Annotated in this window: 24 protein-coding genes and 3 pseudogenes; 13 read left to right on the forward strand and 14 right to left on the reverse strand. The window is 63.8% G+C overall.

All coding sequences use genetic code 11. The features are described 5' to 3' along the window. From EOA85_RS38625 to EOA85_RS03810, 12 genes are all read right to left on the reverse strand, one after another. Window positions 1-365: di-heme oxidoredictase family protein (locus EOA85_RS38625; protein WP_281033700.1), on the reverse strand; the 365-nt coding region annotated here is incomplete at its 3' end. A 29-nt stretch (window positions 366-394) separates the two neighbouring features. Beyond that, on the reverse strand, window positions 395-1357 hold the full coding sequence (locus EOA85_RS03765; RefSeq protein WP_245485598.1) for a putative sulfate exporter family transporter: 963 nt from the start codon (window positions 1355-1357) through the stop codon (window positions 395-397). Continuing rightward, window positions 1354-2832: a di-heme oxidoredictase family protein gene (locus EOA85_RS03770; RefSeq protein ID WP_245485599.1), complete on the reverse strand. Its 1479-nt coding sequence runs from the start codon at window positions 2830-2832 to the stop codon at window positions 1354-1356. The genes EOA85_RS03765 and EOA85_RS03770 overlap by 4 nt, the downstream gene beginning before the upstream one ends. Beyond that, a complete protein-coding gene (locus EOA85_RS38630) occupies window positions 2757-3251 on the reverse strand; it encodes a hypothetical protein (protein WP_245485600.1) in 495 nt (164 codons plus the stop codon). The genes EOA85_RS03770 and EOA85_RS38630 overlap by 76 nt, the downstream gene beginning before the upstream one ends. A gap of 444 nt (window positions 3252-3695) precedes the next feature. Then, on the reverse strand, window positions 3696-5525 hold the full coding sequence (gene atzF / locus EOA85_RS03775) for an allophanate hydrolase (RefSeq protein WP_127208425.1): 1830 nt from the start codon (window positions 5523-5525) through the stop codon (window positions 3696-3698). Then, the gene (locus EOA85_RS03780) at window positions 5522-5872 is read right to left on the reverse strand and encodes a cupin domain-containing protein (RefSeq protein ID WP_127208426.1); all 351 of its coding nucleotides are present in this window, start codon (window positions 5870-5872) and stop codon (window positions 5522-5524) included. Before EOA85_RS03780 ends, atzF begins: the two co-directional genes overlap by 4 nt. Further along, window positions 5865-6533, reverse strand: a complete 669-nt coding sequence (locus tag EOA85_RS03785) for an isochorismatase family cysteine hydrolase (RefSeq protein WP_127208427.1) — start codon at window positions 6531-6533, stop codon at window positions 5865-5867. Before EOA85_RS03785 ends, EOA85_RS03780 begins: the two co-directional genes overlap by 8 nt. Beyond that, entirely contained in the window at window positions 6533-8062 is a 1530-nt protein-coding gene (locus tag EOA85_RS03790; RefSeq protein WP_127208428.1) for an ABC transporter ATP-binding protein, read from the reverse strand. The genes EOA85_RS03785 and EOA85_RS03790 overlap by 1 nt, the downstream gene beginning before the upstream one ends. Before the next feature lie 9 nt (window positions 8063-8071). Beyond that, window positions 8072-8773, reverse strand: coding sequence for an isochorismatase family cysteine hydrolase (locus tag EOA85_RS03795; RefSeq protein WP_123146849.1), 702 nt, complete (start codon window positions 8771-8773; stop codon window positions 8072-8074). Window positions 8774-8798: 25 nt separating this feature from the next. Beyond that, window positions 8799-9725, reverse strand: coding sequence for an ABC transporter permease (locus tag EOA85_RS03800; protein ID WP_127208429.1), 927 nt, complete (start codon window positions 9723-9725; stop codon window positions 8799-8801). Next, window positions 9725-10831 carry an ABC transporter permease gene (locus tag EOA85_RS03805; protein ID WP_245485601.1) on the reverse strand — a complete coding sequence of 369 codons (1107 nt, stop codon included), beginning with the start codon at window positions 10829-10831 and terminating at the stop codon, window positions 9725-9727. The genes EOA85_RS03800 and EOA85_RS03805 overlap by 1 nt, the downstream gene beginning before the upstream one ends. Before the next feature lie 58 nt (window positions 10832-10889). Further along, a complete protein-coding gene (locus EOA85_RS03810) occupies window positions 10890-12017 on the reverse strand; it encodes a BMP family ABC transporter substrate-binding protein (RefSeq protein WP_127208431.1) in 1128 nt (375 codons plus the stop codon). Window positions 12018-12313: 296 nt separating this feature from the next. Here EOA85_RS03810 and EOA85_RS03815 point away from each other — a divergent pair, with 296 nt between their 5' ends. From EOA85_RS03815 to EOA85_RS03845, 7 genes are all read left to right on the forward strand, one after another. After that, window positions 12314-12997, forward strand: coding sequence for a GntR family transcriptional regulator (locus EOA85_RS03815; RefSeq protein WP_127208432.1), 684 nt, complete (start codon window positions 12314-12316; stop codon window positions 12995-12997). 358 nt (window positions 12998-13355) lie between these two features. Further along, window positions 13356-14420, forward strand: coding sequence for a putative urea ABC transporter substrate-binding protein (locus tag EOA85_RS03820; protein ID WP_127208433.1), 1065 nt, complete (start codon window positions 13356-13358; stop codon window positions 14418-14420). 105 nt (window positions 14421-14525) lie between these two features. Continuing rightward, window positions 14526-15338: an ABC transporter permease gene (locus tag EOA85_RS03825; protein WP_127208434.1), complete on the forward strand. Its 813-nt coding sequence runs from the start codon at window positions 14526-14528 to the stop codon at window positions 15336-15338. Next, the gene (locus EOA85_RS03830; RefSeq protein ID WP_127208435.1) at window positions 15335-16147 is read left to right on the forward strand and encodes an ATP-binding cassette domain-containing protein; all 813 of its coding nucleotides are present in this window, start codon (window positions 15335-15337) and stop codon (window positions 16145-16147) included. Before EOA85_RS03825 ends, EOA85_RS03830 begins: the two co-directional genes overlap by 4 nt. A 12-nt stretch (window positions 16148-16159) precedes the next feature. Continuing rightward, on the forward strand, window positions 16160-17368 hold the full coding sequence (locus EOA85_RS03835; RefSeq protein ID WP_127208436.1) for an agmatinase family protein: 1209 nt from the start codon (window positions 16160-16162) through the stop codon (window positions 17366-17368). 2 nt (window positions 17369-17370) lie between these two features. Further along, window positions 17371-17898, forward strand: a complete 528-nt coding sequence (locus EOA85_RS03840) for a hypothetical protein (RefSeq protein ID WP_127208437.1) — start codon at window positions 17371-17373, stop codon at window positions 17896-17898. 37 nt (window positions 17899-17935) lie between these two features. Then, complete coding sequence (locus EOA85_RS03845; protein WP_127208438.1) at window positions 17936-18520, forward strand: HupE/UreJ family protein; 585 nt, start codon at window positions 17936-17938, stop codon at window positions 18518-18520. A 169-nt stretch (window positions 18521-18689) separates the two neighbouring features. On the opposite strand, the pseudogene EOA85_RS03850 reads toward EOA85_RS03845, so the two are convergent. Further along, window positions 18690-19402 (reverse strand): annotated as a pseudogene (locus tag EOA85_RS03850) (GntR family transcriptional regulator). Window positions 19403-19663: 261 nt separating this feature from the next. Between EOA85_RS03850 and EOA85_RS03855 the strand changes: the two are divergent. The 6 genes and pseudogenes from EOA85_RS03855 to EOA85_RS03880 all read left to right on the forward strand — a co-directional run bounded on the left by EOA85_RS03855 (window position 19664) and on the right by EOA85_RS03880 (window position 25597). Beyond that, on the forward strand, window positions 19664-20752 hold the full coding sequence (locus tag EOA85_RS03855) for an ABC transporter ATP-binding protein (protein ID WP_127208439.1): 1089 nt from the start codon (window positions 19664-19666) through the stop codon (window positions 20750-20752). Between the two features lie 33 nt (window positions 20753-20785). Further along, window positions 20786-22071 (forward strand): annotated as a pseudogene (locus EOA85_RS03860) (PotD/PotF family extracellular solute-binding protein). Between the two features lie 273 nt (window positions 22072-22344). Further along, window positions 22345-23178, forward strand: a pseudogene (locus EOA85_RS03865) (ABC transporter permease); the annotation flags it as partial. 4 nt (window positions 23179-23182) lie between these two features. Continuing rightward, window positions 23183-24001, forward strand: coding sequence for an ABC transporter permease (locus EOA85_RS03870; protein ID WP_127208441.1), 819 nt, complete (start codon window positions 23183-23185; stop codon window positions 23999-24001). 8 nt (window positions 24002-24009) lie between these two features. Next, on the forward strand, window positions 24010-24792 hold the full coding sequence (locus tag EOA85_RS03875; protein WP_127208442.1) for an aspartate/glutamate racemase family protein: 783 nt from the start codon (window positions 24010-24012) through the stop codon (window positions 24790-24792). Beyond that, complete coding sequence (locus tag EOA85_RS03880; RefSeq protein WP_127208443.1) at window positions 24761-25597, forward strand: GNAT family N-acetyltransferase; 837 nt, start codon at window positions 24761-24763, stop codon at window positions 25595-25597. The genes EOA85_RS03875 and EOA85_RS03880 overlap by 32 nt, the downstream gene beginning before the upstream one ends. Window positions 25598-25605: 8 nt before the next feature. Here the strand turns inward: EOA85_RS03880 and EOA85_RS03885 are convergent. After that, on the reverse strand, window positions 25606-26783 hold a 1178-nt coding region (locus tag EOA85_RS03885), incomplete at its 5' end, for an FAD-dependent oxidoreductase (protein ID WP_164759474.1).

Consider the following 26783-nt stretch of genomic DNA (forward strand, 5'->3'; position numbering starts at 1 on the left):
ATCTGCGCCGTGCCGCCATGGGCGAAGACGGCATCGCGCAGCGTGGTCGCGCGGCCGTCGTGCAGGTAGCGTTGGCGTAGGCGGATGCCGACGAGCGGGGCGGTCCGCCATTCGGCGCCGATCGCATCGCCCTGGACGATCTTGTCGTCGAGCGCCGGCCCCATGTCGTGCAGCAAAAGGTCGGAATAGAGCCGGACCTCGCCGTTGATGCCCTCCAGCGCCGGCACATGGCATTTGGCGCAACCGACCGAGGCGAAAAGCCGTCCGCCATGGTTGCCGAGCATCGCGCTTTGGCTCGATGAAGGTGATGCGGCCCGGAAGGTCGCCGAGAACGGGATCAATGCGCCATAGGCCAGGGCTGCCAACAGAGCCACCCCGACGAAACCAACGCCGATCAGGCGCCAGGCGCCGCCGGCCTCTCGAGCCGGCCGACCCGGGTGGTGATGCCGAGCGCGATCATCACCATCAGGAACAGGAACTGGTCGACACCGAGGATGACGCGGCGCAGTTGCGGATTGAGGGTGATCTCCGAATTGAGAATCACCACGCCGATGAACGCGACGATGAACCACGGGAACGGGATCGGCGCGGCCTCTTGCGCCCTGTTACGGCTGCGAAACACCAGGCTGGCGGCGAGCAAAAGCGGGACGAGCATCAGCACTTTGCTGAACTTGACCAGCGTGGCGGTATTCAGTGCGTCATCGGAAATAGCGAAGGAGGCGCCGTAGACCTGCGCCAGTTCGAAAATGCTCGCCCCGACGAACACACCATACAGGCGGTCGTCGAGATGCGGCAGCCAACCGCCCAGGAACATGACCGGATAGGCGAGCAACGCCACCGTGCCGCACAGCGTGATCAAGGCGATGGCGATGCCGGCGCTCTGGTCGCGTGCACGCACGAGCGCGGCCATGGAGAGGATCGCCGCGGCGCCGCAGACGGCGCTGCCGACCGCGACAAGCAGCGCGATCTCGGCGTCGAGCCTGAACAGCTTGCGCGCGATGGCGTAGAGCAGCGTCAGCACCAGGATCAGCTCGATGGCCGCCACCGCGAGCGGCATGAACCCCAGATCCAGGAACAGCCGCGTCGTGATACGGAAGCCGACCAGCACCACGGCGAGCCGCAACAGATAGCGCTTGGTGAAGTCGAGCCCCGGGCGCAAGGCGTCCGGACAGGCGAAGCTGCTGCCGATCAGCAGTCCGAAGAGCATGGCGACGAGGACCGGGTTGCGCGACAGCGGCTCGCCCAGTCCGCCGGCGATCCAGCCAGCCGCAAGGGCGAGTGCCGCAGCAACGATGACGCCAGGCAAGACCGGACGCACTTTTTCCGGCGCATGGGAGAGCGTCAGGGCGAGGCTCATGGCTTTGCCCCATCGGGCAGGCGGAGCACTCGCAGATAGGAGGCGACCGCGTCGATCTGTGCGGAATCGTCTTCGATCGGCTGCGCGCCCGCCTCGCGGCTGACAGTCGCGCTGGTGACGCCGAGTTCGTTTGCGAAAGCGTTCGCCACCATGTCTTCGAGGGTGGCGATATCAGCCTTCCAACCGTATCGACCGACCCGCGATGCGCCTTGGGCGTCGACGACGTGATGTGCGCGGCCTTTGATGCCGTCGCCCTTGCTGATCGCCTGAGCTTCGATGACGCCGTCGGGTATCTCGTCGATCCTGGCGATACCGTAGAGAGCGAGCGGCATGCGCAGCGAAATCACATTGGCCCGGCCTGGCATCGCCGCCGGCACGATCCCCATGCCGGCGCGCAACGCATGGCGTCTGGCGACCGGACTGTTGGGATGATCGATCGGCACCGTGCGCCCAGACCCCGGATCCATGTGGGCTATCCTGCGCGCAAAGAGGCTTTCATCAGTGCTCGCGCCGCCGGGGCCGGGATGGCAGGCCACGCAGGACGCCGCATTGAACAATGGGCCGAGGCCCATGCGCGGCGTGAAATCGGTCTGAAACACCTGTTTTCCGCGCGCCGCAAGATTGGCGTCGGCGGCAGCGCTCTGTGTCTCCTGCGTCGCTGCCGCCGCGCCGTGCTCGTCGAAGGCCCCAACCTCGACGAGCGCCCCTTCGTGGCCCGGAAATCCCGGAACCTCGCCGCCAATCGTTATCCAGATATGCTGTGCGTCCGCCGACGTCGCGATCGCGCGAAGGCGATCGGCTCCCAAAGGGCCGAGCCCTGGAACCTCGATCGTCGCGCGGGCGAGAAGCCGGCCGTCCTGGCTCACGCGCAGGAGCGAACCGTCGCCGCGGTTGGCGACAAACAGATCGGACCCCCCAGCGAGCGTCGTATGGCTCGAGAACTGCGGATTGGCGATTTCGGGATTGGCAGCGGCAACGTCGACCGGATGGTCGAATTCCGGCAGCGAGATCGTGCGGGTCCTGGCGACCGTGAAATGCCGGCGGTCGTCCTCCAGTTCAAGCAGCACCAGCCGGTCACGGCCCGGATCAGCGATATAGAGAGCGCGGTCCGGGTTCCACTTGAAGGCGATGCCGATGACGCCGGGATCTTCGCCGATGCCGTGGCCGGCACTCACCGTGCCATGGCCGGTGCTTACCGTGCCCAGGCCGGTGCTTACCGTGCCGGGCCCGGCCAAGCCGTCGACGCCGTCCTGGACATGGATTTGAACCAAGCCGCCATCCGCGGTGACGGCGGCGAACACGGCAAAGCCGCTGCCGTCCGGCGACGGACCGAGAAACGCCGTTCCGAGCGCCCCCGTCTGCATTCCGCCCGATGTCAGCTGGCCGCTTGCCCGATAATTCAGCAGCTTGCCAAGCCAGCCGCTGGGCTGTGCTTTCGGCGTCTGCTCGCGATCGGTATGCCGGCCAGCGAACACGCCGCCGGCCTCGCGGCTTGGCGCGTTGGCGAGCGGGCACCGTCGGGGTCGACGACGGTGACGTTGCCCTCGCCATTAATCCCGCTCGGCGCGTTAGCGATCCAGGGCCTTCCGAAGGCGTTGTTGATCGAAATGTATCGCGGTCCAGACGCGGCTGCGAGGCGTGCGGTTCGAGCCCCGGCATTGTACCGCTGGTTGAGGAACCGTTCACTCTGTGCCGTGTAGAGCTGAACCCTCGCATCTCCATTGTTGAGCTCTTGCGGAACGATAATGGTGCCACCGGACTTGCCCGCGCGCGGATCGATGGGCAGGATCGTCCCGGCCTCAAATGCTGGATCGCCTAGCGGTGCGCCGAAATTGCTGCCCACTGCGACGAGAACCCTGAGCGGATCGAGCATCCGGCCTTCGCGCGTCGCCATCAGGAATTCCGGATTTGCCGGTATCGGCCCGCCGATAGCGCCCCACCTCGCGCACGCCGGCCACGTCGGGCAGCCCGACGGCGACGATTCGAGCGTTCAGGCGCCAATCGGGGGTCTGATCTCCAGCGATCCCCGAAGCCGGCAGCAGGCTGAGAATTATCACCGCTGCCGTCGACAGCGTCCGGCGAGAAGAAAAACCCGACGGCACGGACCATCCCGGGTCTGATGAGTCCTGACGAAATCTGTTGCGGCCACTGCACTGCCTGTTCGCATCGCGAGGTCTCCGGCAGTGGCAAGCGCTTGGTGACGCCTGCCACTCACGATGCAACGTTTCGAACATGCTCGCTTACGGATCGCTTACGGCATTCGGCGTGACCGGCTCGCCGAGCATCGCTGCTATGATTTGAGGTCGCGCTGACGTTGCCGGCGCGAACGGCCGGTCGTTCAATCGGCCGGAACGCTTTCCAGTCGCTCTCCGCCGGCCTTTGCGATGAAGCTACGCCAACCGCCATATGCCGAAATGTCGATAGCTCGTGACAACCCGGCGGTTTCGACCAGGAAGCCTTTGGCCGATGTCCCCTCGTCGAGCTCGATCGTGCCTATGCCGAGCGGCGGCGGGATCGCGGCCACGAAGCGTCCGAACGCGTCTGGCGAAAGCCGCCAAACCTCGACATCGATCGCCGCCCCTTCGCCATCGGCAACACGCACGAGCCCCGGCTTCGGCACAGATTGGCCCGCGAGCGCGTAAAGCTGGTAGGAGGCGACCGTCTTGGCGGCCCTGCTCATTCGGCCTCCCAGCGCGCAGAGCTGGCCGTTGAGCGGCATTCCCGACAAGTGCGCGCCGACGACTACGATCTCGATCATGTCGTCATCGAAGTCGGGGATTTTGGCGGGGGAAGCAGGCATCGTCCAGCCAGTCGCGCCAAGGCCGAGACCGCTGGCTGCATGGAGCTCGCTGGCCAGCGACGCCGTCAGGGCGTCCCTGCCGGCGGCGGCAAGCAGGGTGACGCTCATCGGCAAGCCATCGTCGCGCTTCCCCGTCGGTATGGCGATGCCGCACATGTCGAGCAGATTGACGAAATTGGTGTAGGTGCCGAGCCGGCTGTTGGTGACGATCGGATCGGCCAAGACGGCGCCGATAGTGTAATGCGTCGGCGCGGTCGGTACGCAGAAAAGGTCGACCGAGGCAATGACAGGCGCCAGCCTGACCTTGTAGGCCTGCAGCGCATAGAGGCCGTTGAACGCGTCTGCCGCGGAGAGCTTTCGCGCCCCGCCGATGATTGTGCGCGTCACCGGATGCATGGCCGCTTCGTTCGCGTCCATGAAATCCGCAATCGCCGCATAGCGCTCCGCCACCCAGGCGCCTTCGTAAAGCAGGTTGGCGGTGGCGTAGAAATCGCCGAACGGGATTTCGACCAATCGGCAGCCAAGCTGTTCCAGCGTCCACAGCGCCGTTTCGAATCCCGCCTGCATGGCCGCGTCGCCAAAAAATTCCCGGTCTGCTTTTGCCGGAACGCCGACGGTCAGCATAGGCGGGCGCGGACCGAGTGATGGTGCCGCGATGGAGCGCGAATAGGGATCGGCGTCATCCTTTGCCGCCGCGGCCCTGAAGACGCTATAGGCGTCATCAACGGTGAGCGCAAAGACGGAGACGCAGTCGAGCGTGCGGCAGGCCGGCACCACGCCGGCGGCCGACAGCGCGCCGACAGTCGGCTTCAGCCCGACGATGTTGTTGAGGCCGGCAGGCACGCGGCCGGATCCCGCGGTATCGGTGCCGAGTGCGAAAGAAACGATGCCGTGCGCCGTCGCCACAGCCGAGCCGCACGAGGAGCCGCCCGGCACCAGTTTAGGATCGATCGCGTTTCTCGGGATTGGATAAGGTGTGCGCACGCCGACGAGCCCGGTGGCGAATTGGTCGAGATTGGTTTTTCCGACGACCAGCGCGCCGGCCGCCCTCAGACGCGCGACGACGGTGGCGTCTTTCGCCGGTAAGTAGGCATATTCGGCGCAGGCCGCCGTGGTCGGCATGCCGGCAACATCGATGTTGTCCTTGACCGCGAACGGCACGCCCCAGAGCGGCTTTGCCACGGGATCGAATCCGCCGAGTGCTTCGGCTTCGGCGAGCAGGTCCGCCTTGCTCGCCAGGTGGATGAAGATGCCGGGATCGTCCGCTTCCGCTATGCGCTGGAACACGGTTTCAATTACGGTCGCGGCTGACGTGCCAGAGGCATAGGTCGCGTGCAGGCTCCCGAATTCAAAACGGATGTCGCTCATTTCGTCTCGTCCAGAATGGCCACCGGCAGATTCCACTGGATCAGCACGACGCAGCCGTCTTTCGTCCACACCGAATGCTCGGTCCCGACCAGGTTCAGGATCACGCTTCCGGCAGGATAGTCGCCGTTCTCGTCGCTCTGGGTGCCTTCCAGCACGACGATGGTTTCGAGCCCGACATGACGATGGCGCGGCACGCCGGCGCCGGGCCGATAGTTCAGGATGGCGACGGACGGTTCGGCCGGTCCGCCCTTGAGCAGCCAATGCACCGTGATGCCGTCGCGAAAATGCTCGAATGCCAGATCACGCCAGCCCCCGCGGATGAGAGCCGGGTATGCAATGTTAGGCATCGGCAATTCCCTTGAGCACCTGGTCAGTCGTCGCCGTCCAGCCGACGATCGCGCCCTGCGCCCTGATCATGGCCAGCGCGGCCGCCTTGAATTCCGGAAAATAACTCTCCGTCGCATCCTCGGCCAGCAGGCATTCATAGCCACGGTCGTTGGCCTCGCGCATCGTCGTCTGCACACAGACTTCCGTCGTGACCCCGGCAAAGACGAGCTGCTGCGCGCCGAGCCGCTTCAGGTCCTCACCGAAGCTGGTGGCATAGAACGCGCCCTTGCCGGGTTTTTCGATGACGATCTCGCCAGGCAGCGGGGCAAGCTCGTCGAGGATCGCCGTTCCCGGCTCGCCGACGATCAGCACACGGCCCATCGGGCCAGCGTCGCCGATCCGGATCGATGGATTGCCGCGATTGCGCTTGGCCGGCGGCAGATCCGAGAGATCAGGCCTGTGGCACTCCATCGTGTGGATCACCGGCAGGCCGGCGGCGCGGAAACCCTCGATCAGCTTCTTCACCGTCGGCACGATCGCCACCACCCGGCTGACGTCGTTGCCGAGGCTGGCGCCGAAGCCGCCCGGCTCGGCGAAATCGCGCTGCATGTCGATGACGACCAGCGCCATCGCCTCAGGCTTGAAGGCAAACGGAAACGGCAGCGCGTCTATCTCCGCCATCAGTGATGTCCCGCCATATGTTCGCCGATCGTCTGGACGCTCGCCTGCGCGATCGGCGTCTCATAGACCAGCGCGCCGTCGGACATGACGAAGATGCGGTCCGAAAGTTCAAGGAGCTCATCGAGATCTTCCGACATCAGCAGCACCGCCGCGCCGGCGTTGCGCGCCTTCATGATACGGGCGCGAATTTCGGCGACGGCGGAGAAGTCGAGGCCAAAGCAGGGATTGGACACGATGAGAAGATCGACCTCGCCGGTCAGTTCGCGGGCGAGCACCGCGCGCTGCACATTGCCGCCGGACAGCGATGAAATCGGCGAGGCGAGCGAGGCCGTCTTGACTTTGAACTGCTCGACCAGGCGCGTCGCATAGTCCCTGATGGCGCTCATCTTGATCCAGTTGATCGGCTTGCCAGCCTCGTTCAGGTCGAAAGTCCGGAAAGCCATGTTTTCGGCAACCGTCATCCTCGGCGCGCAGGCATTGCTCAACGGTTCCTCCGGGATGAAGCGCACATTGAGCATGCGTGCCTCGGCGCGGCTGGCGCCGTAGGGCGATCCCTTCACCAGAACGTCGCCGGCATCACGCGTACGCTGCCCGGCAAGGACTTCTAAAAACTCCTTCTGGCCGTTCCCGGAAATGCCGGCGACGCCGACGATCTCGCCGGATTTGACATCGAGTTCGCCGATGTTGATGGTCTTCAGGCCGGTGCGGTCGGGCGCCTTCAGCGACTTCACCGTCAGAACCTGCCTGGCATCGGCCGGCACTGGAGCGCGCGAATCGAGCGCGGCGATCGGCTGGTCGCCGATCATCATCGCCGCCATCTGCTTGTGAGACAGCTCCGACACTTTCCCCGTTCCGGTCAATCTGCCCTTGCGCAGCACCGTGATGTCGTCGGCGAAAGCCGTCACCTCGTGGAATTTGTGCGAGATCATCAGCACGGTGAGATCGCCCGCCTTGGTCATGCCGCGCACGAGGCCCAGCACTTCCTGCGCCTCGCCGGGGGTTAGCACCGACGTCGGCTCATCCAGCACCAGAAAGCTGCGGCCGAGATAAAGCTGCTTGATGATTTCGAGCTTCTGTTTCTCGCCGGCGGCGAGTTCGGCCACTTTGACGTCGAGCGGCAGCTTGAACGGCATCCGCTCCATGAATTGGGCAAGTGCGGCGCGCTCCTTGCGCCAGTCGATAATCCCCGGCACCTTTTCGCGCGAAATGACCAGGTTCTCGGCACCCGTCAGCGACGGGACCAGGGTAAAATGCTGGTAGACCATACCGAGGCCGAGCGCCGAGCCATCCTTCGGACTGGCGATCCCGACCTCGCGGCCGTCGATCAGAATGTCGCCGGCGGTCGGGTGATAAAAACCCATGATGCATTTGACCAGCGTCGACTTGCCCGCGCCGTTTTCGCCAAGCAGCGCATGAAACGATCCCGCCGGCACCTTGATGGAGACGTTGTCCAGCGCGGTGAAGGCGCCGAAGCGCATGCTCATGCCGATGGTCTCGACGCCAAGCGCTTTTTTGCCGCGGTCACTCATGGTCGAACCTCATGGCAACTGGGCAACGAAGGACGCCGAGTTCGACACCGCGCCAAACACGCCGCCTTGCATCTTGATCATCTTGATCGCAGCGAGATGGTTGCCGTAGTCGGTCGCCCCGCAGCAATCCTCCAGCATCACGCATTCGAAGCCGCGGTCGTTGGCTTCGCGCATCGTCGTGTGCACGCAGACATCGGTGGTGATGCCGGTCAGCACGATGTTTTCGATGCCGCGCTGGTTGAGGATCAGTTCCAGGTCGGTGGCGCAGAACGAGCCCTTTCCCGGCTTGTCGATGATCGGCTCGCCTTCGGCCGGATAAAGGTCGGGGATGATGTCCCAGCCCGGCTCGCCGCGCACCAGGATGCGCCCGCAGGGTCCGGGATCGCCGATGCCGGCATTGATGCGGCGCGAGCGCCAGCGTTTGTTGGCCGGCAGGTCGGCGAGATCGGGCCGGTGGCCCTCGCGCGTATGAATGATGGTGTAGCCCTTCGCCCGCATGGCCGACAGCACCGATCTGATCGGCTCGATCGGCGCCCGCACCAGCGAGAGATCGTAGCCCATATGATCGACATAGCCGCCCGGCCCACAGAAATCCGTCTGCATGTCGATGATGATCAGCGCCGTGTTGTCGGGCCGAAGCTCGCCATTGTAGGGCCATGGATAGGGATCGGCATCGATATAGCGCTGCGTGACCTCGGCTCTGGCGTTCATTGAGAAAAACTCCAGTCTGGAAACGTCATTTGGTGATCGACAGTTCGTCCGGCGCGCCGGCCAGCGAACGGCTCGGCGACGAGGTGGCGATCATGATGACGAGGGTGAGAATGTAGGGTGCGGCGTAGAACAGATAGTAGCCTTGCGTGACGCCGACCGATTGCAGCGCCGGCCCCAGCGCGCCGGCGCCGCCGAACAGCAGCGCGGCGGCAAAGCAGCCGAGCGGGTTCCAGCGCGCGAAGATGACCAGCGCCACCGCCATCAGCCCCTGTCCCGACGAAATGCCTTCGGTCCAGCTGCCGGGATAGTAGAGCGACAGATAAGCGCCGCCGATGCCGGCCAGCGCGCCGCCGATACCGGTGGCGATGAGGCGCACCGTATTCGGGTTGAGGCCCATGGCGCGCGCGGCGTCGGAACTGTCACCGACCACGCGCAGGATCAGGCCGGCGCGGGTGTTGCGGAAAGCCCACCACAGGAACACGGCAAGTGCTGCGCCGATCAGGAACAGCACATTGACGTTGAGCGCCGCCTGCACCTGCGGAACGTCGGACCAGCCGCCAAAGGGGATGGCCGGCAGGTCGGGCGCCGAGGGCTGGATGAACGGTTTGCCGAAGAAGAAGGCGAGACCCGAGCCGAACAGCATCAGCGCAATGCCGATGGCAATGTCGTTAACACCACGGAATTTGCAGATCCAGCCGTGGAACAGGCCGAAGCAAAGACCGGCAGCGGCGGCAGCCAGCAGGCCAAGCCAAGGCGAGCCGGTCATCACCGCGACGGCATAGGCGGTCATCGCGCCGAACACCAGCGTGCCTTCGAGGCCGAGATTGATGCGCCCTGAACGCTCGGTGATGGCTTCGCCCAGCGACACGAAGATGAAGGGCGTCGACACGCGGATGGCGCCGCCGAGCATCGCGAGCGGAACGCCCCAGAGGCCGATCTCGGTTGCATTCATCAGGCAGTTCCCTTCAACAGATCGGGCCTCTGCCAGAGGTCGGGATTGAAGGCCTTGAAGCGGCCGTAGAAGGTTTCGCTGAACAGGATGACGACGAAGAGCATGCCTTGCAGCACCAGCACGGTGGCGTCGGGGAGATCCATGCGGCGCTGGATCAGCCCGCCGGAGGCGTCGATGCCGCCAAGCAGGAAGGCGACCGGGATGATGGCGAGCGGATTGTGGCGGGCGAGGAAGGCGACCAGAATACCAGTATACCCGTAGCCAGCGGCGAGCGAGGCGTTGGCGCTGCCTTGCACGGCGGCGACTTCCAGCATGCCGGCAAGGCCGGCGAAGCCGCCGGCCAGCGCCGTGAAACCGACGATCAGCGGCCCGACGGCAAGTCCCTGCACCTGGGCTGCCCTGACATTGCCGCCAGCGATGCGGGCGGCGAACCCCCAGCGGGTCTTTTCGATCAGCAGCCAGGACAGAATGCAGGCGATGACGCCAACGACCAGGCCCCAATGCACGTCCATGCCCGGAATGTTGCCGATGCGGTAGGCCTCAGCCAACGGCTCGGTCGACGGTTTGTTGAGCGAGGCGGGATCGCGCAGCGGTCCTTCCACCAGATGGTTCATCAGGGCGATGGCGATATAGGCCATCAAAAGGCTCGATATGGTTTCGTTGACGGCACGGTAGTGGCGTAGCGCGCCGACGGCACCGATCCAGATGCCGCCGGCGGCCAGGCCCGCCACGCCCATGGCAAGAATAACGAAAAAGGCGGGGGCGCCGCTGGCGGCCACGCCTATGGCAGCCGCGGCGACGCCGCCCAGCACGATCGCGCCTTCGCCGCCGATGACGACAAGGCCGAGCCGGGCAGGCAGAGCCACGCAGAGCGCCGCAAGCAGCAAGGGTGCGGCCCGCGACAGCGAGTTCTGGACCGAGAACCACGAGCCGAACCCGCCGCGCCACATCGTTTCATAGAGCTGCGCCGGCGATTTGCCGACCAGCGCGATGAACAGGCTGAACAGGGCCATGCCGACAATCAGTGCCGCGAGCGGGATGACGAAGGCTTCCGCGCGCCGGGCGATCCATTCGAGCGCCGTCGGATAGCTTTTGGCGCCGAGCATCACTGGCACGCTCGCGCTGCTCACGGTGTCTGCCATGGCCCCCGTCTCCGATCCATGCTCAAGCGGTCGAGCCGACGACACCCTCGACGAGATAGTCCATGCTTTCCAGTTCGATCGCGGCTTCGACGAAGGTCTGGCCCTCGGTTGCGACGACGTCACCCTTGTTGTTCTTCAACGGCCCCTTGATTACGGAAAAGCCGCCCTTCATCATTTCGGCGAGCGTGCCGTCGAACTGCGCGCGCGCCGCCTCGCTGACGGCGGGGCCGAGCGGGCTCATCTTGACGAAGCCGTCGGCCAGTCCGCCGCGCGTGAAATTGGGCAGCGGCTTGCCGGCCACGAGGTCGTCGACGAACATCTTGTAGACCTTCGCCCAGTTCCATTCCGCGCCGGTCAGGTATTTTTCGGGCGCCAGCGGGCTCTGATTGGCATGGTAGCCGCAAATGAAGGCGCCGCGCCCGGCCGCCGTTTCGACCACCACTTTCGGGCTGTCGACATGGCAGGTGATGACGTCGGCACCCTGATCGACCAGTGCGTTGGTGGCCTCCGCCTCCTTGACTGCCAGCGACCATTCGCCGGTAAAGATCACCTGGCAGGTGATTGCCGGGTCGACCGAGCGTGCGCCGAGCAGGAAGGAGTTAATGTTGAGCAGGACCTGCGGAATGGGCTTTGCGGCGACGAAGCCGATCTTCTTGGTCTTGGTGGCGTGGCCGGCGGCGACGCCGTTGAGATACTGGCCCATGCCGATATAGCCGAAATAGGAACCGGCATTCATCGGATGCTTGTCGTTGTTCCACATGCCGCCGCAATGGCGGAACTGCACGTCGGGGAATTTCGCGCACATGGCCAGCATGTGCGGATCGAAATAGCCGAACGAGGTCGGGAAGATCAGCGAGGCGCCGTCGAGGTTGATCATCGATTCCATCGACTTCTGGACATCGACCGTCTCGGGGACGTTCTCCTCCTCGACCACGGAGATGCCCTCGATGGCCTTCAATGTGGCGGCACCCTCGGCATGCGCCTGGTTATAGCCGTAGTCGTCCTTCGGTCCGACATAGATGAAGCCGACAGTGACGGCAGCGGCGAATGCCCTGCTGATCGGGAATGACGCCCAGGCCAGGCCGAGCGCCGCTCCGGCGGCGGAGGTCTTGAGCAGATCGCGGCGGCTAAGCATGAATCTCTCGGTCATGTGAATGCTCCCTGTTGAACCCTTTCCGGGTCGATTAATTCCCTTCTCGTAAAAGTGCATGCAATCGCCGTGCCAGTTCAAAAGATGGAATTTATCCAATTAAATCAGTTGGCGGGCCGATTTGCCGTGCTCAAGCGAAAGGCAATTGCATACACTTTTTGCCTTTCAATTAGCCAGTTTGACATCTAGATTAAAACAAAGGCATAGAGGGCGCGCCCGAGTCGAAACTTCCGGCGAGCCATTGCCGCGCGACCGCGAAAAAGACTGACGGAGGAAAATTGTCGGGGAAGCGCAGCTTGATCAGGTCGGGCACGACCGTCGATCAGATGGTGAGGGCGATCGGTGACCGGATCGTCACCGGCTTCCTGCGCCCCGGCGAAAAGCTCGACGAGGCCTCGCTGGCTGCCCGTTTCGATGTGTCGCGCACTCCCGTCAGGGAGGCGCTTGGCCGGCTGAGCGCCATGGGGTTGGTCGAAAGGCGTCCCAACCGCGGCGCCACTGTCGCCGTGGTGACGCAGGAGCATCTTGCCTCGATGTTCGAGAGCATGGCCGAGCTTGAAGCGATTTGCGCACGGTTCTCGGCCGAGCGCATGACCACCGAGGAGCGCCGCGCGCTCGAGATCGAGCACCAGGCATCGGCGCGCCTTGTGCAACTGGGTGCGGAGGAGGACTACGAGTATTTCAACACCGAGTTCCACACCCGGCTCTATCGCGGCGCGCACAGCAAGCACATCTATGAACTGACCGTCATGACCCGCAGCCGGCTGGCGCCGTTCCGGCGCGCGCAATTCATGCTGCCGGGCCGCCTGGCCAAATCCTGGCAGGAGCATGACGTCATCGTTACCGCGATCATGCGCGGTGACAGCGCTGCCGCAGGGCATGCAGCCAAGGATCACGTTTCCATCGTCAGCGAGGCGAGCGCCGTCTTTGCAGCGGTTGACCCGATTAAACCGGCGGATTCGATCGGGATGTCTTCCTAGCAGCAATCAGGCAAACTGCCCAATCCGTCGGCGATGCGATGATTTTCGCGTCACTCGGGCGAATGCTCGAAGCCGCACAGTTCCACAAATGCCGGGCATTTGGCATAATTCGGCTTTGGCATGCTCCTTGCTTCGTAGATGGTGTGCAGAGCGTCTAGGGTTCCGGCCGCGACACAGCGGTGCTGGTCCAAGAGATGCGACCGCCAGGGATGCACTGAGGCATCCGGCGGAACACGGCGGGCCAAAATCCCGGGAGAACCCTGCACGGGTTTGCTGGCGCGAACCTCTCCCGGATGCGCGCTCCGTAAACCCCAACATTAAATCCGGTCGCAATCCGGATCGCGAACAGGGGTACGCAATGCTTCGCAAGCTGGCAGCAATCATCCTAGCCGCATCACTCAGCCTTCCCATCGTTTCCGCCGCCGACGCGGCGCCCAAGAAAGACTTCAAGATATGCTGGTCGATCTATGTCGGCTGGATGCCGTGGGGCTATCTCTCCGACAGCGGCATCATGAAGAAATGGGCCGACAAAAACGGCATCAATGTCGAGATCACCCGCATCAACGACTATGTCGAAAGCATCAACCAGTACACCGCTGGCGGTTTCGACGGCTGTTCGATGACCAACATGGACGCGCTGTCGATCCCCGCCGGCGGCGGCGTCGACACCACCGCGTTGATCATCGGTGACTTCTCCAACGGCAATGATGCGGTGATCCTCAAGGACAAGGCAGCGCTCGCCGACATTGCCGGCCAGAAGGTCAATCTCGTCGAGCTCTCCGTCTCGCATTACCTGCTGGCGCGGGCGCTGGACACGGTCAATCTCGCCGAGAAGGACATCACCGTCGTCAACACATCCGACGCCGACATGGTCGCCGCCTATGGCACCAGCGACGTCACCTCGGTCGTCACTTGGAACCCGCTGGTTTCCGAGATCGTCGCCATGCCGGGTGCGCACAAGGTTTTCGATTCCGCGCAGATTCCCGGCGAGATCATCGACATGATGGTGGTCAACACCGAGACGCTGAAGGACAACCCGGCGCTGGGCAAGGCGCTTGTCGGCGCGTGGTACGAGGTGATGGAGCTGATGACCTCCGACACGCCGGAAGGCAAGGCAGCCAAGGAGGAGATGGCCAAGGCGTCCGGCACCGACCTCGCCGGCTTCGACGCGCAGCTTGCCTCGACGGCAATGTTCTACGATCCCGCCAAGGCGGTCGAGTTCACCAATGGCAGCGAATTGCCGAAGACGATGGATCTGGTCCGCAACTTCCTGTTCAGCCACGGCATTCTCGGCACCAATGCGACGAGTGTCGACGTGGTCGGCATGAGCTTTGCCGACGGATCCACGCTGGGCGACGCCAAGAACGTCAAGCTGCGTTTCGATCCAGCCTTCATGGCCGAGGCGGCAACCGCAACGCCCTGACCCGACATGCTGGCCAAGGGAATGAGTGCCAGGGATCAAGCCTCCGCGACGGGCGGTGAGGGCACCATGCGCCTTTCCCGGCCAAAGCCTAGGGTGCGACTTCGCATGATCAATGCGAAGGTTTCGCGCGGCGGCGCCTTGTTCCTCGGCGGCTTGCCGTTCCTGTTCGTGGCAATCGCCTATCTGATCGCTTCGGCGCAACGACTGGCGCTCAATCCCAGCGACAAGCTGCTGCCTTCGCCGGTACAGATGTGGTCGGCCTTTCTTGACCTTGCCACGGTGCCGGACAAGCGCTCGGGCGACCTCATCCTGTGGGTCGACACCTATGCCAGTCTCCTCAGGCTGTTCGCGGGCGTAGGCGTTGCGACGGTCGCCGCGCTTTCGCTCGGCATTGCCATCGGCTTCATCCCGCGGGTGCGAGCGTTCCTGCTGCCCTTCGTCACCGTCGTTTGCGTCATCCCTCCGCTGGCGCTGCTGCCGATCCTGTTCATTGCGCTCGGCCTCGGCGAAACGGCCAAGGTCACGCTGATCGCCGTCGGCGTCGCGCCGGTGATGGTGCGCGACATCGCCAACCGGGTGATGGAGTTGCCACCAGAGTTGGTGGCCAAGGCGCAGACGCTTGGCGGCAACAGCTGGACCATGATCTTGCGGCTGGTGCTGCCGCAGATCATGCCGCGCCTCATCACTTGCGTGCGGCTGGCGCTCGGGCCGGCCTGGCTGTTCCTGATCGCCGCCGAAGCCATCGCCTCGACCGAAGGGCTGGGTTACCGCATCTTCCTCGTCCGCCGCTATCTCTTGATGGACGTCATCCTGCCCTATGTCGCCTGGATCACGCTGCTTGCCGTCATCACCGACTGGCTGCTGGTGCGGCTTTCCCGAGCGGCGTCCCCTTGGGCGCACCCGGTGGGGGCCAGATGAGCCGCATCGTCGTTCATGGGCTGGAAAAGAGTTATGGCGATGCCCGCGTGCTCGAGCGGGTCAACGTCACCGCCGAAGCCGGCGAATTCCTGTCGCTGGTCGGCGCCAGCGGCTGCGGAAAATCGACGTTCCTGCGCATTCTGCTCGGCCAGGAGCAGCAGAGCAGCGGCGTCGTCATCGTCGGCGATGGCCCGATCGTGCCCGAGCCGACGCCACAGCGCGGCATCGTCTTTCAGCGCTATTCGGTGTTTCCGCATCTGACCGCAATCCAGAACCTGCTGCTGGTCGAAGACTTTCGCTCGGGTGGGCCGTTTGGCCGCGTCTTCGGCGCCAGGCGCAGAAACGCCAGGCAAGAGGGCGAGGCCATGCTGGCGCGGGTTGGCCTTGCCCATGCGCGCGACCTCTATCCGGCATCGCTCTCCGGCGGGATGCAGCAGCGGCTGGCGATTGCACAGACCTTGCTTGGCCGTCCGCAGATCCTGCTCCTCGATGAACCGTTCGGGGCGCTCGATCCCGGCATCCGCGTCGAGATGCACGACCTGCTGACCGAGCTCTGGACCGAGCATGGCATGACGGTGGTGATGGTCACCCACGATATCGGCGAGGCCTTCAAGCTCGGCACCCGCGTGCTGGTCTTCGACAAGCTGCGCCACGATCCGCAGTTCCCGTCCGCTTACGGCGCGACGATCACCTACGATCTGAGGCTCGACCGCAAGACCCGGGCTTCCTCTCATCATCACTTGGCCAAGGTGGCCGCGATGGTCGGGACGACCCGGCCGGAAACAGCAATGGCGACGACGGCGTCGTAACGGAGAGTTTGAATGTCCAGAAATATCCCCGAACGCAGCCACCGCCGTGCAGGGCTCGTCGGCCGGGCGGCCAGGGAACGCTTTCACCACCCGGATTTCGACGCGCGCGGCACGCAGGGCTGGAAATCGATCGAGGCCGAGGGCAAGCTGCCGGAAAGCGGCTGGCGCAAGGAGCAGCAATGGGCGCTCGACATGGGCCTGCCGGGATCGGAGTCGATCGTCGACAAGTCGATCCCGACATTCGCGCGCGGCGAACTGCCGCATTTCGCCGGCATCAACACCTTTCTCAAGGCGCCCTATGTCGAGAATGTCCGCGATGTCGGCAAATATGATGCTGCCGTCGTCGGCATTCCTTTCGACAGCGGCACCACCTACCGGCCGGGAACCCGCTTCGGGCCGCAAGGCATTCGCCGCATCTCGGCGCTCTACACGCCGTACAATTACGAGCTCGGCGTCGATTTGCGCGAGCAGATGACGTTGTGCGACGCCGGCGACGTCTTCACCATTCCCGCCAACCTCGAAAAGAGCTTCGACCAGATCACCAAGGGCGTCAGCCATGTCGCCTCGTCCGGCGCGCTGCCGATCATGCTGGGCGGCGACCATTCGATCGGTTTCCCTTGCGTGCGCGGCATCGCCGACGTGACCTCGAAGCGGATCGGCATCATCCATTTCGACCGCCATATCGACATCCAGGAAAAGGATCTCGACGAGCGCATGCACACCACGCCTTGGTACTGGGCGACCAACCTGCCGAACGTCTCGGCGACCAATCTCGTGCAGCTCGGCATCGGCGGCTGGCAGGTTCCCCGCTACGGCGTCGCCGAGGCGAGGAAGCGCGGCACCAACGTGCTGACCATTGCCGACATCGAGCAGATGGGCCTTGAGAAGGCGGCGGAAATCGCGCTCGAACTCGCATGGAAGGACACCGACGCCGTCTACATCTCTTTCGACGTCGACAGCCTCGATTGTGGTTTCGTGCCCGGCACCGGCTGGCCTGAGCCGGGCGGCTTCCTGCCGCGCGAGGCGCTCAAGCTGCTTGGGCTGGTGACGGCGCCTGGCATTTGCGGCCTGGAAGTGGTCGAGGTCTCGCCGCCCTACGACACGTCGGACATCACCGCGCTGTTCGGTGTGCGCGTCGTCGTCGAAGCGCTCGGCTCGATGGTCGCCCACGGCAATCTCGGCAAGCACAAATCGATCATCGACAAACCGGTGAGTTTTTGACCATGCACGATGACCACCACCACAGTCATGGCCATGACGACGGCCACCACCGGCCGAACGGACATCATGACTATCCGCACGCCCCCGGCCACAACGGGCCCGCCGGCAAGCCGCTGCAATGGCAGACGCCGCATCTGCCGGATCAAGCTCACGAGCCGCCGGTTGATCCCGCATTGGTCGACCTCGACCTTGTCGAAACCGCCTTCCTCGAAGGCTTTGCACGGGCGCCGGACCCATCCAGCTTTCTGCGCCTGGCCGGCATACCCTTTGTCGGCGAGAGGGCGGACGGCGTGCGGCTTCATCTGCTTCGCATCGAGACCGAGGATCTGGTCGATGTCGGCGCGGTCATGCCGCTCGTCGGCGGCACCGGCGTCGCCTATCACCCGTTGCCGGCGCGCCTGACATCGCACCGCCGCCGCCTCGCTTTCATCTATCACGATGGCAATGAGCAAAAGCCGCTCGGCTTCGCCGCGGCGCGCGCCCTTGCAGACCGTTCCGCCGCTTCGCAATTCACCATTCCCGGGCACTGAAACCGGAACCCGTCACTCTCATCGAACAGGTACAATCATGAAACCATTTGCAAGACTTGGCATCCTTTCATCTCTCGCCGCCCTCACGCCGTCGCTGGCATTTGCCCATAGCGGCGACGCTCACATTCACGGCTTTTTCGCCGGTCTCGAACATCCGCTCTTCGGTATGGATCATCTGCTCGCCATGATCGCGGTCGGCATGATTGGCGCTCGCGCCGGGGGGCACAGTATTGTCCTTGTGCCGCTGTTCTTTGTCTCGGCCATGGTCGCCGGAGCCTTGCTCGGCATGGCCGGCATCGGGCTGCCTTCCCTTGAAACCGGCATCGCGCTGTCGCTTGTGGTCTTCGGCGCGATCGTCGGCCTGGCCAAGCCGCTGCCGATAGCCGCTGCAGCAGCACTGACGGCCCTGTTCGGCCTCTTTCACGGCAACGCCCACGGCCTCGAGGTTCCCGAGAGCGCCGGCGGCATCGGCTACGCCGCTGGCTTCATGCTCGCCACGTCGATGCTGCATGCGATCGGCATTCTGTCCGCTGTCAAGCTGGCTCGTTGGCCGACGACGGTCCGCACCGCTGGGCTCGCCACCTCGCTGGTTGGAATGGCCTTGGCGGCCCAAAGTTTCTGAGTGAGGCGATCAAACGCAGGCAGTCGGCAAACAGAACTGGAATGCAGATGAGCCAGAAATTGTCGATGAGGCTGCGGCGCATCCGCGATTTGCTGTACCAGATCCTGAAGATCCGCGCCGAGCGGCTTTGAGGGGCGCGGTTATCGCGTCCCTCCGGTCGGCATGACCGTCAGAACTCGAGCGCCTGCCTGAGCGCCGGACCGCTCCTGACGCGCAGATCGAGGTCGGCCTCAATATGGTCGATGTGATGCAGCATCAGCGCGCTGGCGCGTTCGGCATTGCCATTTTCCAGCGCCTCCAGGATATTCATGTGCTCGCTATGACCGCAGCTCGAGACGCCCGAGCGGCCATAGAGTGCGATCACCAGCGATGACCGCGCCACCAGTTCTTCCATGAAGCGCTGGAGGATCGCGTTTCCGGCAACCGAAGCCAGCAGCAGGTGAAAATCGCCCGAAGCTTTGATTTCCGAGCGTCTTGCATTTGGTCCGCGTTCGGCAATGAAGCGGCCCTCTTCATCGAGCTGCGCCTTGAAGGCAGCGACATGCGCCGGCGTCATCCGCCCGGCGGCGGCGATCGCTATACCGGGCTCGATCAGCCGGCGCGAAGCGAAGACCTGACGCGCTTCCTCCGGCGACGGGTTGGCGACGAAGGCCCCACGATTGCGTTCGGTCCGAACCAAGCCTTCGAAGGATAGCATCTGCAGTGCTGCGCGCGCCACGGTGCGGCTGACATCAACAGAGTGCCGACCTCGCCTTCCGACAGCTTGGTTCCGGGCGCCAGCCGGCGATCGACGATCGCGTCGCGCAACTGGTCGCGGATCGCCTGGGCGCGATCCTCGTTGGCACTGTCGACAGCAGGGAAAGTCTGGTCGGCTATATTCATGATGATAGTCCCTGCACCTTTCTACCCTGAATCGGGTCGGTTGCAGAGGGCTAAAGTGAATACGATGTCAGGGAAAGATTGCATACGATTTTTGCGAGAATCGCCTGCTATCGCCTATATTTTGTGCATAGCACAAGAGTGCCGTTTCGACGGGCGGTCGCATGCAGTCCCGATTTACCCAAAAAATCAACCGTTTGAGGCCGATGCAGGGCGATTGGCATGCATGATGCTTTGCTTAAGTTGAATTAGAGAGGAAGCTGGATGTCTAAAGCCGCCGAAATCGATATCGTGTCCGTTTCGAAGATCTATGGCGCCACGACTGCCGTCGAAGACATCAGCCTGAAAATCCCCGCGGGAACTTTTTGTTGCCTGCTCGGCCCGTCCGGCTGCGGCAAGACGTCGACGCTGCGCATGATTGCCGGGCACGAGAGCATATCGAGCGGCGACGTGCGTCTCGGCAACACAGTAGTCACCGACCTGCCGCCGGCCAGACGCGGCACCGCCATGATGTTCCAGTCCTACGCGCTGTTTCCGCATCTCGACCTGGTCGACAATGTTGCGTTCAGCCTCAAGATGAAAGGTGTCGGCAAGGAGGAGCGCCGCGCCAAGGCGCTCGTCATGCTGAAGCTGATGCAGATGGAAGCCTATGCCGGCCGCCGCCCGGCGCAGCTTTCGGGCGGACAGCAGCAGCGCGTCGCCCTGGCCCGCGCGCTGATCACCGACCCCGAGGCACTGCTGCTCGACGAACCGCTCTCGGCACTCGATCCGTTCCTGAAGATCCGCATGCGGGCCGAACTGAAGAAGCTGCAGACGTCGCTCGGCATCACCTTCGTCCATGTTACCCACAGCCAGGAGGAGGCCATGGCGCTCGCCGACCTCATCGTGGTTATGAATGACGGCCGCATCGAGCAGGCGGCGCATCCGCGCGTCGTCTTCGAGCGACCGGCCACTGCGTTCGTCGCGCGTTTCATGGGCGATCATAACGTCGTCTCCGGCCGCGTCAGCGGCAGCCGCGACGGCATGATTGTCTTCGATGTGCCGGGTGGCGCCTCGCTAGCGGCCAGCGGGCAGGGCAGGGCGATCGGCGAGCCGATCGATATCGCCATTCGAACCGACCACGTGCGGATCGGCGACCCGCCGGCCATGGGGCTGGGTTTCGCCGGCATCGTCTCCAATATCGAATACCGCGGCTCGACCGTGAAGCTCTCGGTCAATGGCGCCGGCATCGAGGATTTCACCGTGATCGTCGACGACACCAGCTTCTTCGCCAAGCCGGTTGCCGTCGGCAACGCGGTGCCGATCGCCTGGGACACCGAGGACGCGATCGTCCTTGGCCGTCTCGATTCCTGAACCAGAACAACCAATCCAAACAGGGGAACTGACATGACCAACACCACCGACAAGAAGACAGGAATTTCCCGCCGCTCGCTGCTCAAGACAGGTGCCGCCGCCGTCGGTTTTGCCGCCGGCTCCGGCGTGATCACCGGGTTCCCGACGATCTGGGCGCAGAACCCGATCACGCTGCGCCAGTTCGGCACCGGCGTGTCCAACCTCAACGCCATTGCCGACAAGTGCAAGGCCGATCTCGGCATCACGCTGGAGATGACGGCGACCGATTCCGACGCCGCCGCCCAGCGTGCTGTGACCCAGCCGGACAGTTATGACATCGCCGACATCGAATACTGGATCGCCAAGAAAGTGTATCCGTCCGGCGTGATGCAGCCGATGGATGTCAAGAAGCTGAAATATTACGACAAGATCGTACCGCTCTTCATCACCGGCAAGCTGACGCCCGACAGCGTCATAGCCCAGGGCACCGCGCCGCACACCGTCGGTTTCGTCGAGGCGCAGGACGCCAAGACCTTCGCCAAGCAGCCGACCCAGTGGATGACGATGGTTCCGACCATCTACAACGCCGATACGCTCGGCATCCGCCCCGACCTTGCCGCGACATCACCACCTGGGCCGACATCATGGATCCGGCCTTCAAGGGCAAGGCCGCCATTCTCAACATCCCGTCGATCGGCATCATGGATGCGGCGATGATCATGGAAGCCATGGGCAACATCAAATATGCCGACAAGGGCAACATGACCAAGGAGGAGATCGACAAGACGATCGACTTCCTGATCAAGGCCAAGCAGGACGGCCAATTCCGGGCGTTCTGGAAATCGTTCGACGAGAGCGTCAACCTGATGGCTTCAGGCGAAGTGGTCATCCAGTCGATGTGGTCGCCGGCCGTCGCGGCGGTCCGCTCCAAGGGCATCGCCTGCAAATACCAGCCGCTCAAGGAAGGCTACCGCTCATGGGGCGGCGGCCTTGGCCTTGCAGCGCATCTCAAGGGCGCTGAGCTCGACGCCGCCTACGAATATATCAACTGGTACCTGTCCGGCTGGGTCGGCGCCTATCTCAACCGCCAGGGCTACTACTCGGCCGCCATGGACACGGCCAAGCAGTTCATGTCCGAGGACGAATGGGGCTACTGGGTCGACGGCAAGCCGGCCAAGGGCGACATCATGGCGCCGGACGGGAAAGTCATGGAGAAGGCGGGCGCCGTGCGCGACGGCGGCTCCTTCGTCGAGCGCATGGGCAAGGTCGCCTGCTGGAACACGGTCATGGACGAGGACCGCTACATGGTGAGGCGCTGGAACGAGTTCATCGCGGCGTAGCGCAACCTCTTCCCCTTCTCCCCTTGTGGGAGAAGGTGGATTGGCGCGCAGCGCCAAGACGGTGGAGGGGTGTTGGACGGATCGCCGTCGGGCCAAGCTGGAGCACCGCTCATCCGACCGAGCTTCGCTCGGCCACCTTCTCCCACAGAAGGGAACGCAGCCTCAGTCGCGTCGCCGACCTAGACCGAGATGTTGATGACCGTAGCGCTCGAACGATCCACTCACGTTAAGTCCGCAGAGCTGGCCAGACGCCGCCTGTCTCTTGCCCGCCTCGTTCCCTATCTCCAGGCGACACCGCTGGCGCTGATCCTCGGCGCGTTCCTTTTGCTGCCGATCCTGATGATCGCCGTGGTCTCCTTCTGGGACTACGACTTCGCGGCGATGTACCCGGATTTCCTGACCACCAACTATTCCGACACGCTCGGCTCCTGGGTCACCTGGAAAACCTATCTGAATACGCTGAAATACGCCGCCATTGTCTGGGCGCTGACGCTGTTCGTCGGCTTCTGGGTCGCCTATTTCCTCGCCTTCCATATCAGGACCACCGCCATGCAGATGGTGCTGTTCCTTGTCTGCACCGTGCCGTTCCTGACCTCCAACATCATTCGCATGATCTCGTGGATTCCGGTGCTTGGCCGCAACGGCCTCGTCAACTCAACCCTGGTTCAGATGGGGCTGATCCCGAAGCCGATCGAATGGCTACTCTATTCCGAATTCGCCGTGGTGCTGGCCATGGTGCATCTCTACGCGCTGTTCATGGTGACGCCGATCTTCAACACACTGATGCGCATCGACAAGTCGCTGATCGAGGCCGCGCGTGACGCCGGCGCTTCCGGCTGGCAGGTCCTGTGGAACGTCATCATTCCGCTCGCCAAGCCCGGCATGGCGATCGGCACCATCTTTGTCGTGACGCTGGTGATGGCCGACTTTTCGACAGTGCAGGTGATGTCCGGCGGGCAGAGCGCATCCGTCGCACTGATGATGAAGAACCAGATGTCGCTGCTGCAATATCCGGCAGCGGCCGCCAACGCGGTCGTGCTCCTGGTGCTGGTGCTGTTGATGGTCGCCGGCATCCTGCGCATCGTCGATATTCGCAAGGAGCTGTGAGGCGATGAGCCGGGAGAAACGCACCTTTGAATTCTACGTGCTGGCGGCCTTCTTCGCCCTTTTCGTGCTGTTTCTCTACGGCCCGCTTTCAGCGATCCTGATCCTGTCCTTCCAGGGCGAGAATGGCGGGCTGACGTTTCCGCTGAACGGCGTTTCGCTGCACTGGTTCGCCAACCTGTTCGAGCGCCAGGCGGTCGGCGATTTCGGCGGCAGTTTCAAACGCTCCTTCATCCTTGGCCTGATGGTGATGATCGTGACCGTCGGCGTGTCGCTGCTTGCCGGTCTTGCCTTCCGCCAAAAATTTCGCGGCGCCACCGCATTGTTCTATCTGGCGGTCGCCAGTCTCGTCGTGCCGTCGATCATCATCTCGCTCGGCATCGGCGTCGTCTTCCAGCAGATCGGCTTCCGCCCCGCTTGGTATACATCCGCCTTCGGTTCGCATCTGACATGGACCTTGCCCTTCGGCGTGCTGATCATGTTCGCCGTCTTCAACCGGTTCTCACCGGCCTATGAGGAAGCCGCGCGTGATCTCGGAGCGTCGTCCTGGCAGACCTTCGCGCATGTCGTCCTGCCGATGATCGCGCCTAGCTTGATCGGCGTCGGCCTGTTCGGTTTCACTCTCTCCTATGACGAGTTCGCCCGCACGCTAATGACCTCGGGCACGTTCAACACGCTGCCGCTCGAAATCTACGGCATGACGACGAATGTCACGACGCCGGTGCTCTATGCGCTGGGCACCGTGACGACCATGTTTTCCTTCCTGGTGATCCTGCTTACGCTCGGCGCAATCATCTATGTCGGCCGTCGCCGGGCGCGTATTTGAGAACCGCAGTGCAAATCCTCGTTGTCAATCCGAACACCACCGCCAGCATGACCGAAACCATTGCAGCGGCGGCGCGGTTGGTCGCCGGCGCCGAGACGGAAATCGTCGCCGTCACCTCGTCGATGGGGCCAGTTTCGATCGAAGGCTACTACGACGAGGCGCTCGCGGTGCCCGGCCTGCTGGTCGAGATCGCCGCGGGCGAACGGTCGGGCGCGCAGGCCGCGATCATCGCCTGTTTCGACGACACCGGCCTCAATGCCGCGCGCGCCATGGCCGACATGCCGGTCATCGGCATTTGCGAGACAGCGCTCAGCACGGCCTCGTTCATCGCCCAGCGCTTCACCGTCGTCACCACGACCGAGCGCTCGCGGGTGCCGGTCGAAGGGCTGGTGCAGCGCTACGGCATGGCCGGGCGGGCGCGCGTGCGCGCCGCCGACGTTCCGGTTCTTGCCCTCGAAGACCCGGCATCGGACGCGATCCTGAAACTGCGCGGCGAGATCGCGCGCGCGCTCGAGGAGGATCGCGCCGAGGCCATCGTGCTCGGCTGTGCCGGCATGGCCGACCTCGCCGCCGAGCTGCAGCGGGAGTTCGGCGTTCCGGTCATCGACGGCGTCGGCGCGGCGGTCAAGCAAGCCGAGGCACTCGTCGCGCTTGGCCTGTCGACGTCCAAGCGCGGCGCCTATGCAAACCCGCTCGCAAAGCCCTATCGTGGCGCATTGAAGTCCTTCGCCCCCGGTTCTGTTGCCCCGAGTGATCGCAATGCGCCGAATGATCAGAACGCTCGCACTTGAAGAAGTGGAAATCCTTGTCGACTGGGCGGCAGCGGAGGGCTGGAATCCCGGCCTCGGCGATGCCGTGGCGTTCCAGGCAGCGGATCCCGAGGGCTTCATCGGCGCCTTCGTCGATGGCGAAATGGTCGCCGGCATTTCGGCTGTTGCCTATGGCGGCGGTTTCGGCTTCATCGGCCTCTACATCTGTCGGCCGGACAGGCGCGGCGAGGGCCATGGCAAGGCGGTCTGGGACGCCGGCATGGCGCGGCTCGGCGACCGCACGATCGGCCTCGATGGCGTCGTCGAACAGCAGGCCAACTATCGCAGCATGGGTTTTGCGCCGGTCCACCGGACGATCCGGTTCGTTGGAGCGCCGAATGTCCCGGCAGCCACCGACAGCGGCATTTGCGTCATAGGCCCGGAACTCATCGCGGATGTCCTGGACTATGACCGCCGATTCTTTCCGGCTTCGAGGCGATCCTTCCTGGACCACTGGCTGCGCCCCCCGCACATGGCACTTGCGATCCTCGAGGAGGGCGCCATTGCGGGGTACGGCGTCGCGCGCCAATGCCGGGACGGCAATAAGTTCGGCCCGCTTTTTTCCAACAGCCTTGACGTGGCAAGCCGTCTCTTCGCCGCGCTCGCCAATGCCTCCGGACCCGGAAATGTCCATCTCGACGTTCCCGAGACCAGTGGAAGTTTTGCAGCTTTGCTGTCGTTCGCCGGCCTTCAACCGGGCTTCGAAACGGCTCGAATGTACAAGGGAAAAGCGCCGCAGCTCGCGCAGTCCGGCGTCTTTGCGATAACGACCTTGGAGCTTGGTTGAGACGTCGACTAGCGCCCCTCATCCAGCCGGTCGCGCAGGATGCTTAGCGGAAGCAGCATGTTTGGCGCATGCCGCATCAGGCCATGGAGCGGGATCGGCGACGGCGGCGCAAACGGCAGCGGCAAATCCTGCGGCTTTGTTCCATCAGCCCAATCCGCAAGGACCTTGCCCATGCTCGTCGTCATAGCAATGCCACGTCCGTTGCAGGCAAAGCCCGCGATCAGGCCAGGCCCGAGATCGACAAGGTGCGGCAGGAAGTCGGGCTCGACGGCGGCCATCCCCGACCAGCTGTAGGCGAGTGGTGGGATTTCCGGGAGATCGAGGTGTTTTGCAAGCCGGCGCCAGATCGAATGGGGCACCCGCGCGTCGGCGCCGGGACCAAGACTATGCATGCCGCCAGTTATCAGCCGGTTTTCGCTATCGAAGCGGAAGGTGAAAAGATTGCGCCTGGTGTCGCCGACGCCTTGCCCGCCTGGAAGCAGGTAAGTGCGGTATTCGCGCGGCAGCGGAGCCGTCGCGATCTGGAAGATTTTCAGAGGAAAGTAGGTTCGCTGCAGCGCGCGGTTCAGTGGTCCGCCATAGGCGTTGGTGGCAATCAGCACCTTTCCAGCACGCACCGAACCCGATTCCGTCTTCAAAGCCCAGCCATCCCCGTTGCGATCGATCGATGCAACGCGCGTATGCTCGAAGATGCGGGCTCCGGCCTTTTCCGCCGCGTCAGCGAGGCCGCGTGCGTATTCGACCGGATTGAGGACACCGCCCGACGGGTCCATCCAGCCGCCGGGATAACCCCGAATGCCGGTCAGATCTTCGGTTTCCTGCCTGTCCAGCGTAACAGTCGCTCTTCCGCGTCTTGCCCATTGTTCGGCGCGCGACCTGGTTTTTTCGAGAGCGGCCTGCGAATGGGCCGGTTGTATCCATCCGCTCTGGTCTGCGTCGCATTCGATGCCGTGCCGCCTGATCAGGTCGAAGACGAGGTCGGCGCTGCCGGTGGCGAACTCGACAAGGCGTTCGCCGCGTCCGGGTCCGAGCTCGGCAATGATATCGTCGGGGTCTCTTTTCGCGAAATTCGGCACGACGAAGCCGGCATTCCTGCCGGTCGCGCCCCAGGCGATGATTTCCGCTTCCAGGACGGCGACCGAGATGCCTTTTTTGGCGGTATGCAGCGCGGTGGAAAGGCCTGAGA

It is taken from the genome of Mesorhizobium sp. M5C.F.Ca.IN.020.29.1.1 (genome assembly GCF_003997375.1).
GTDB classification, from domain to species: domain Bacteria; phylum Pseudomonadota; class Alphaproteobacteria; order Rhizobiales; family Rhizobiaceae; genus Mesorhizobium; species Mesorhizobium wenxiniae.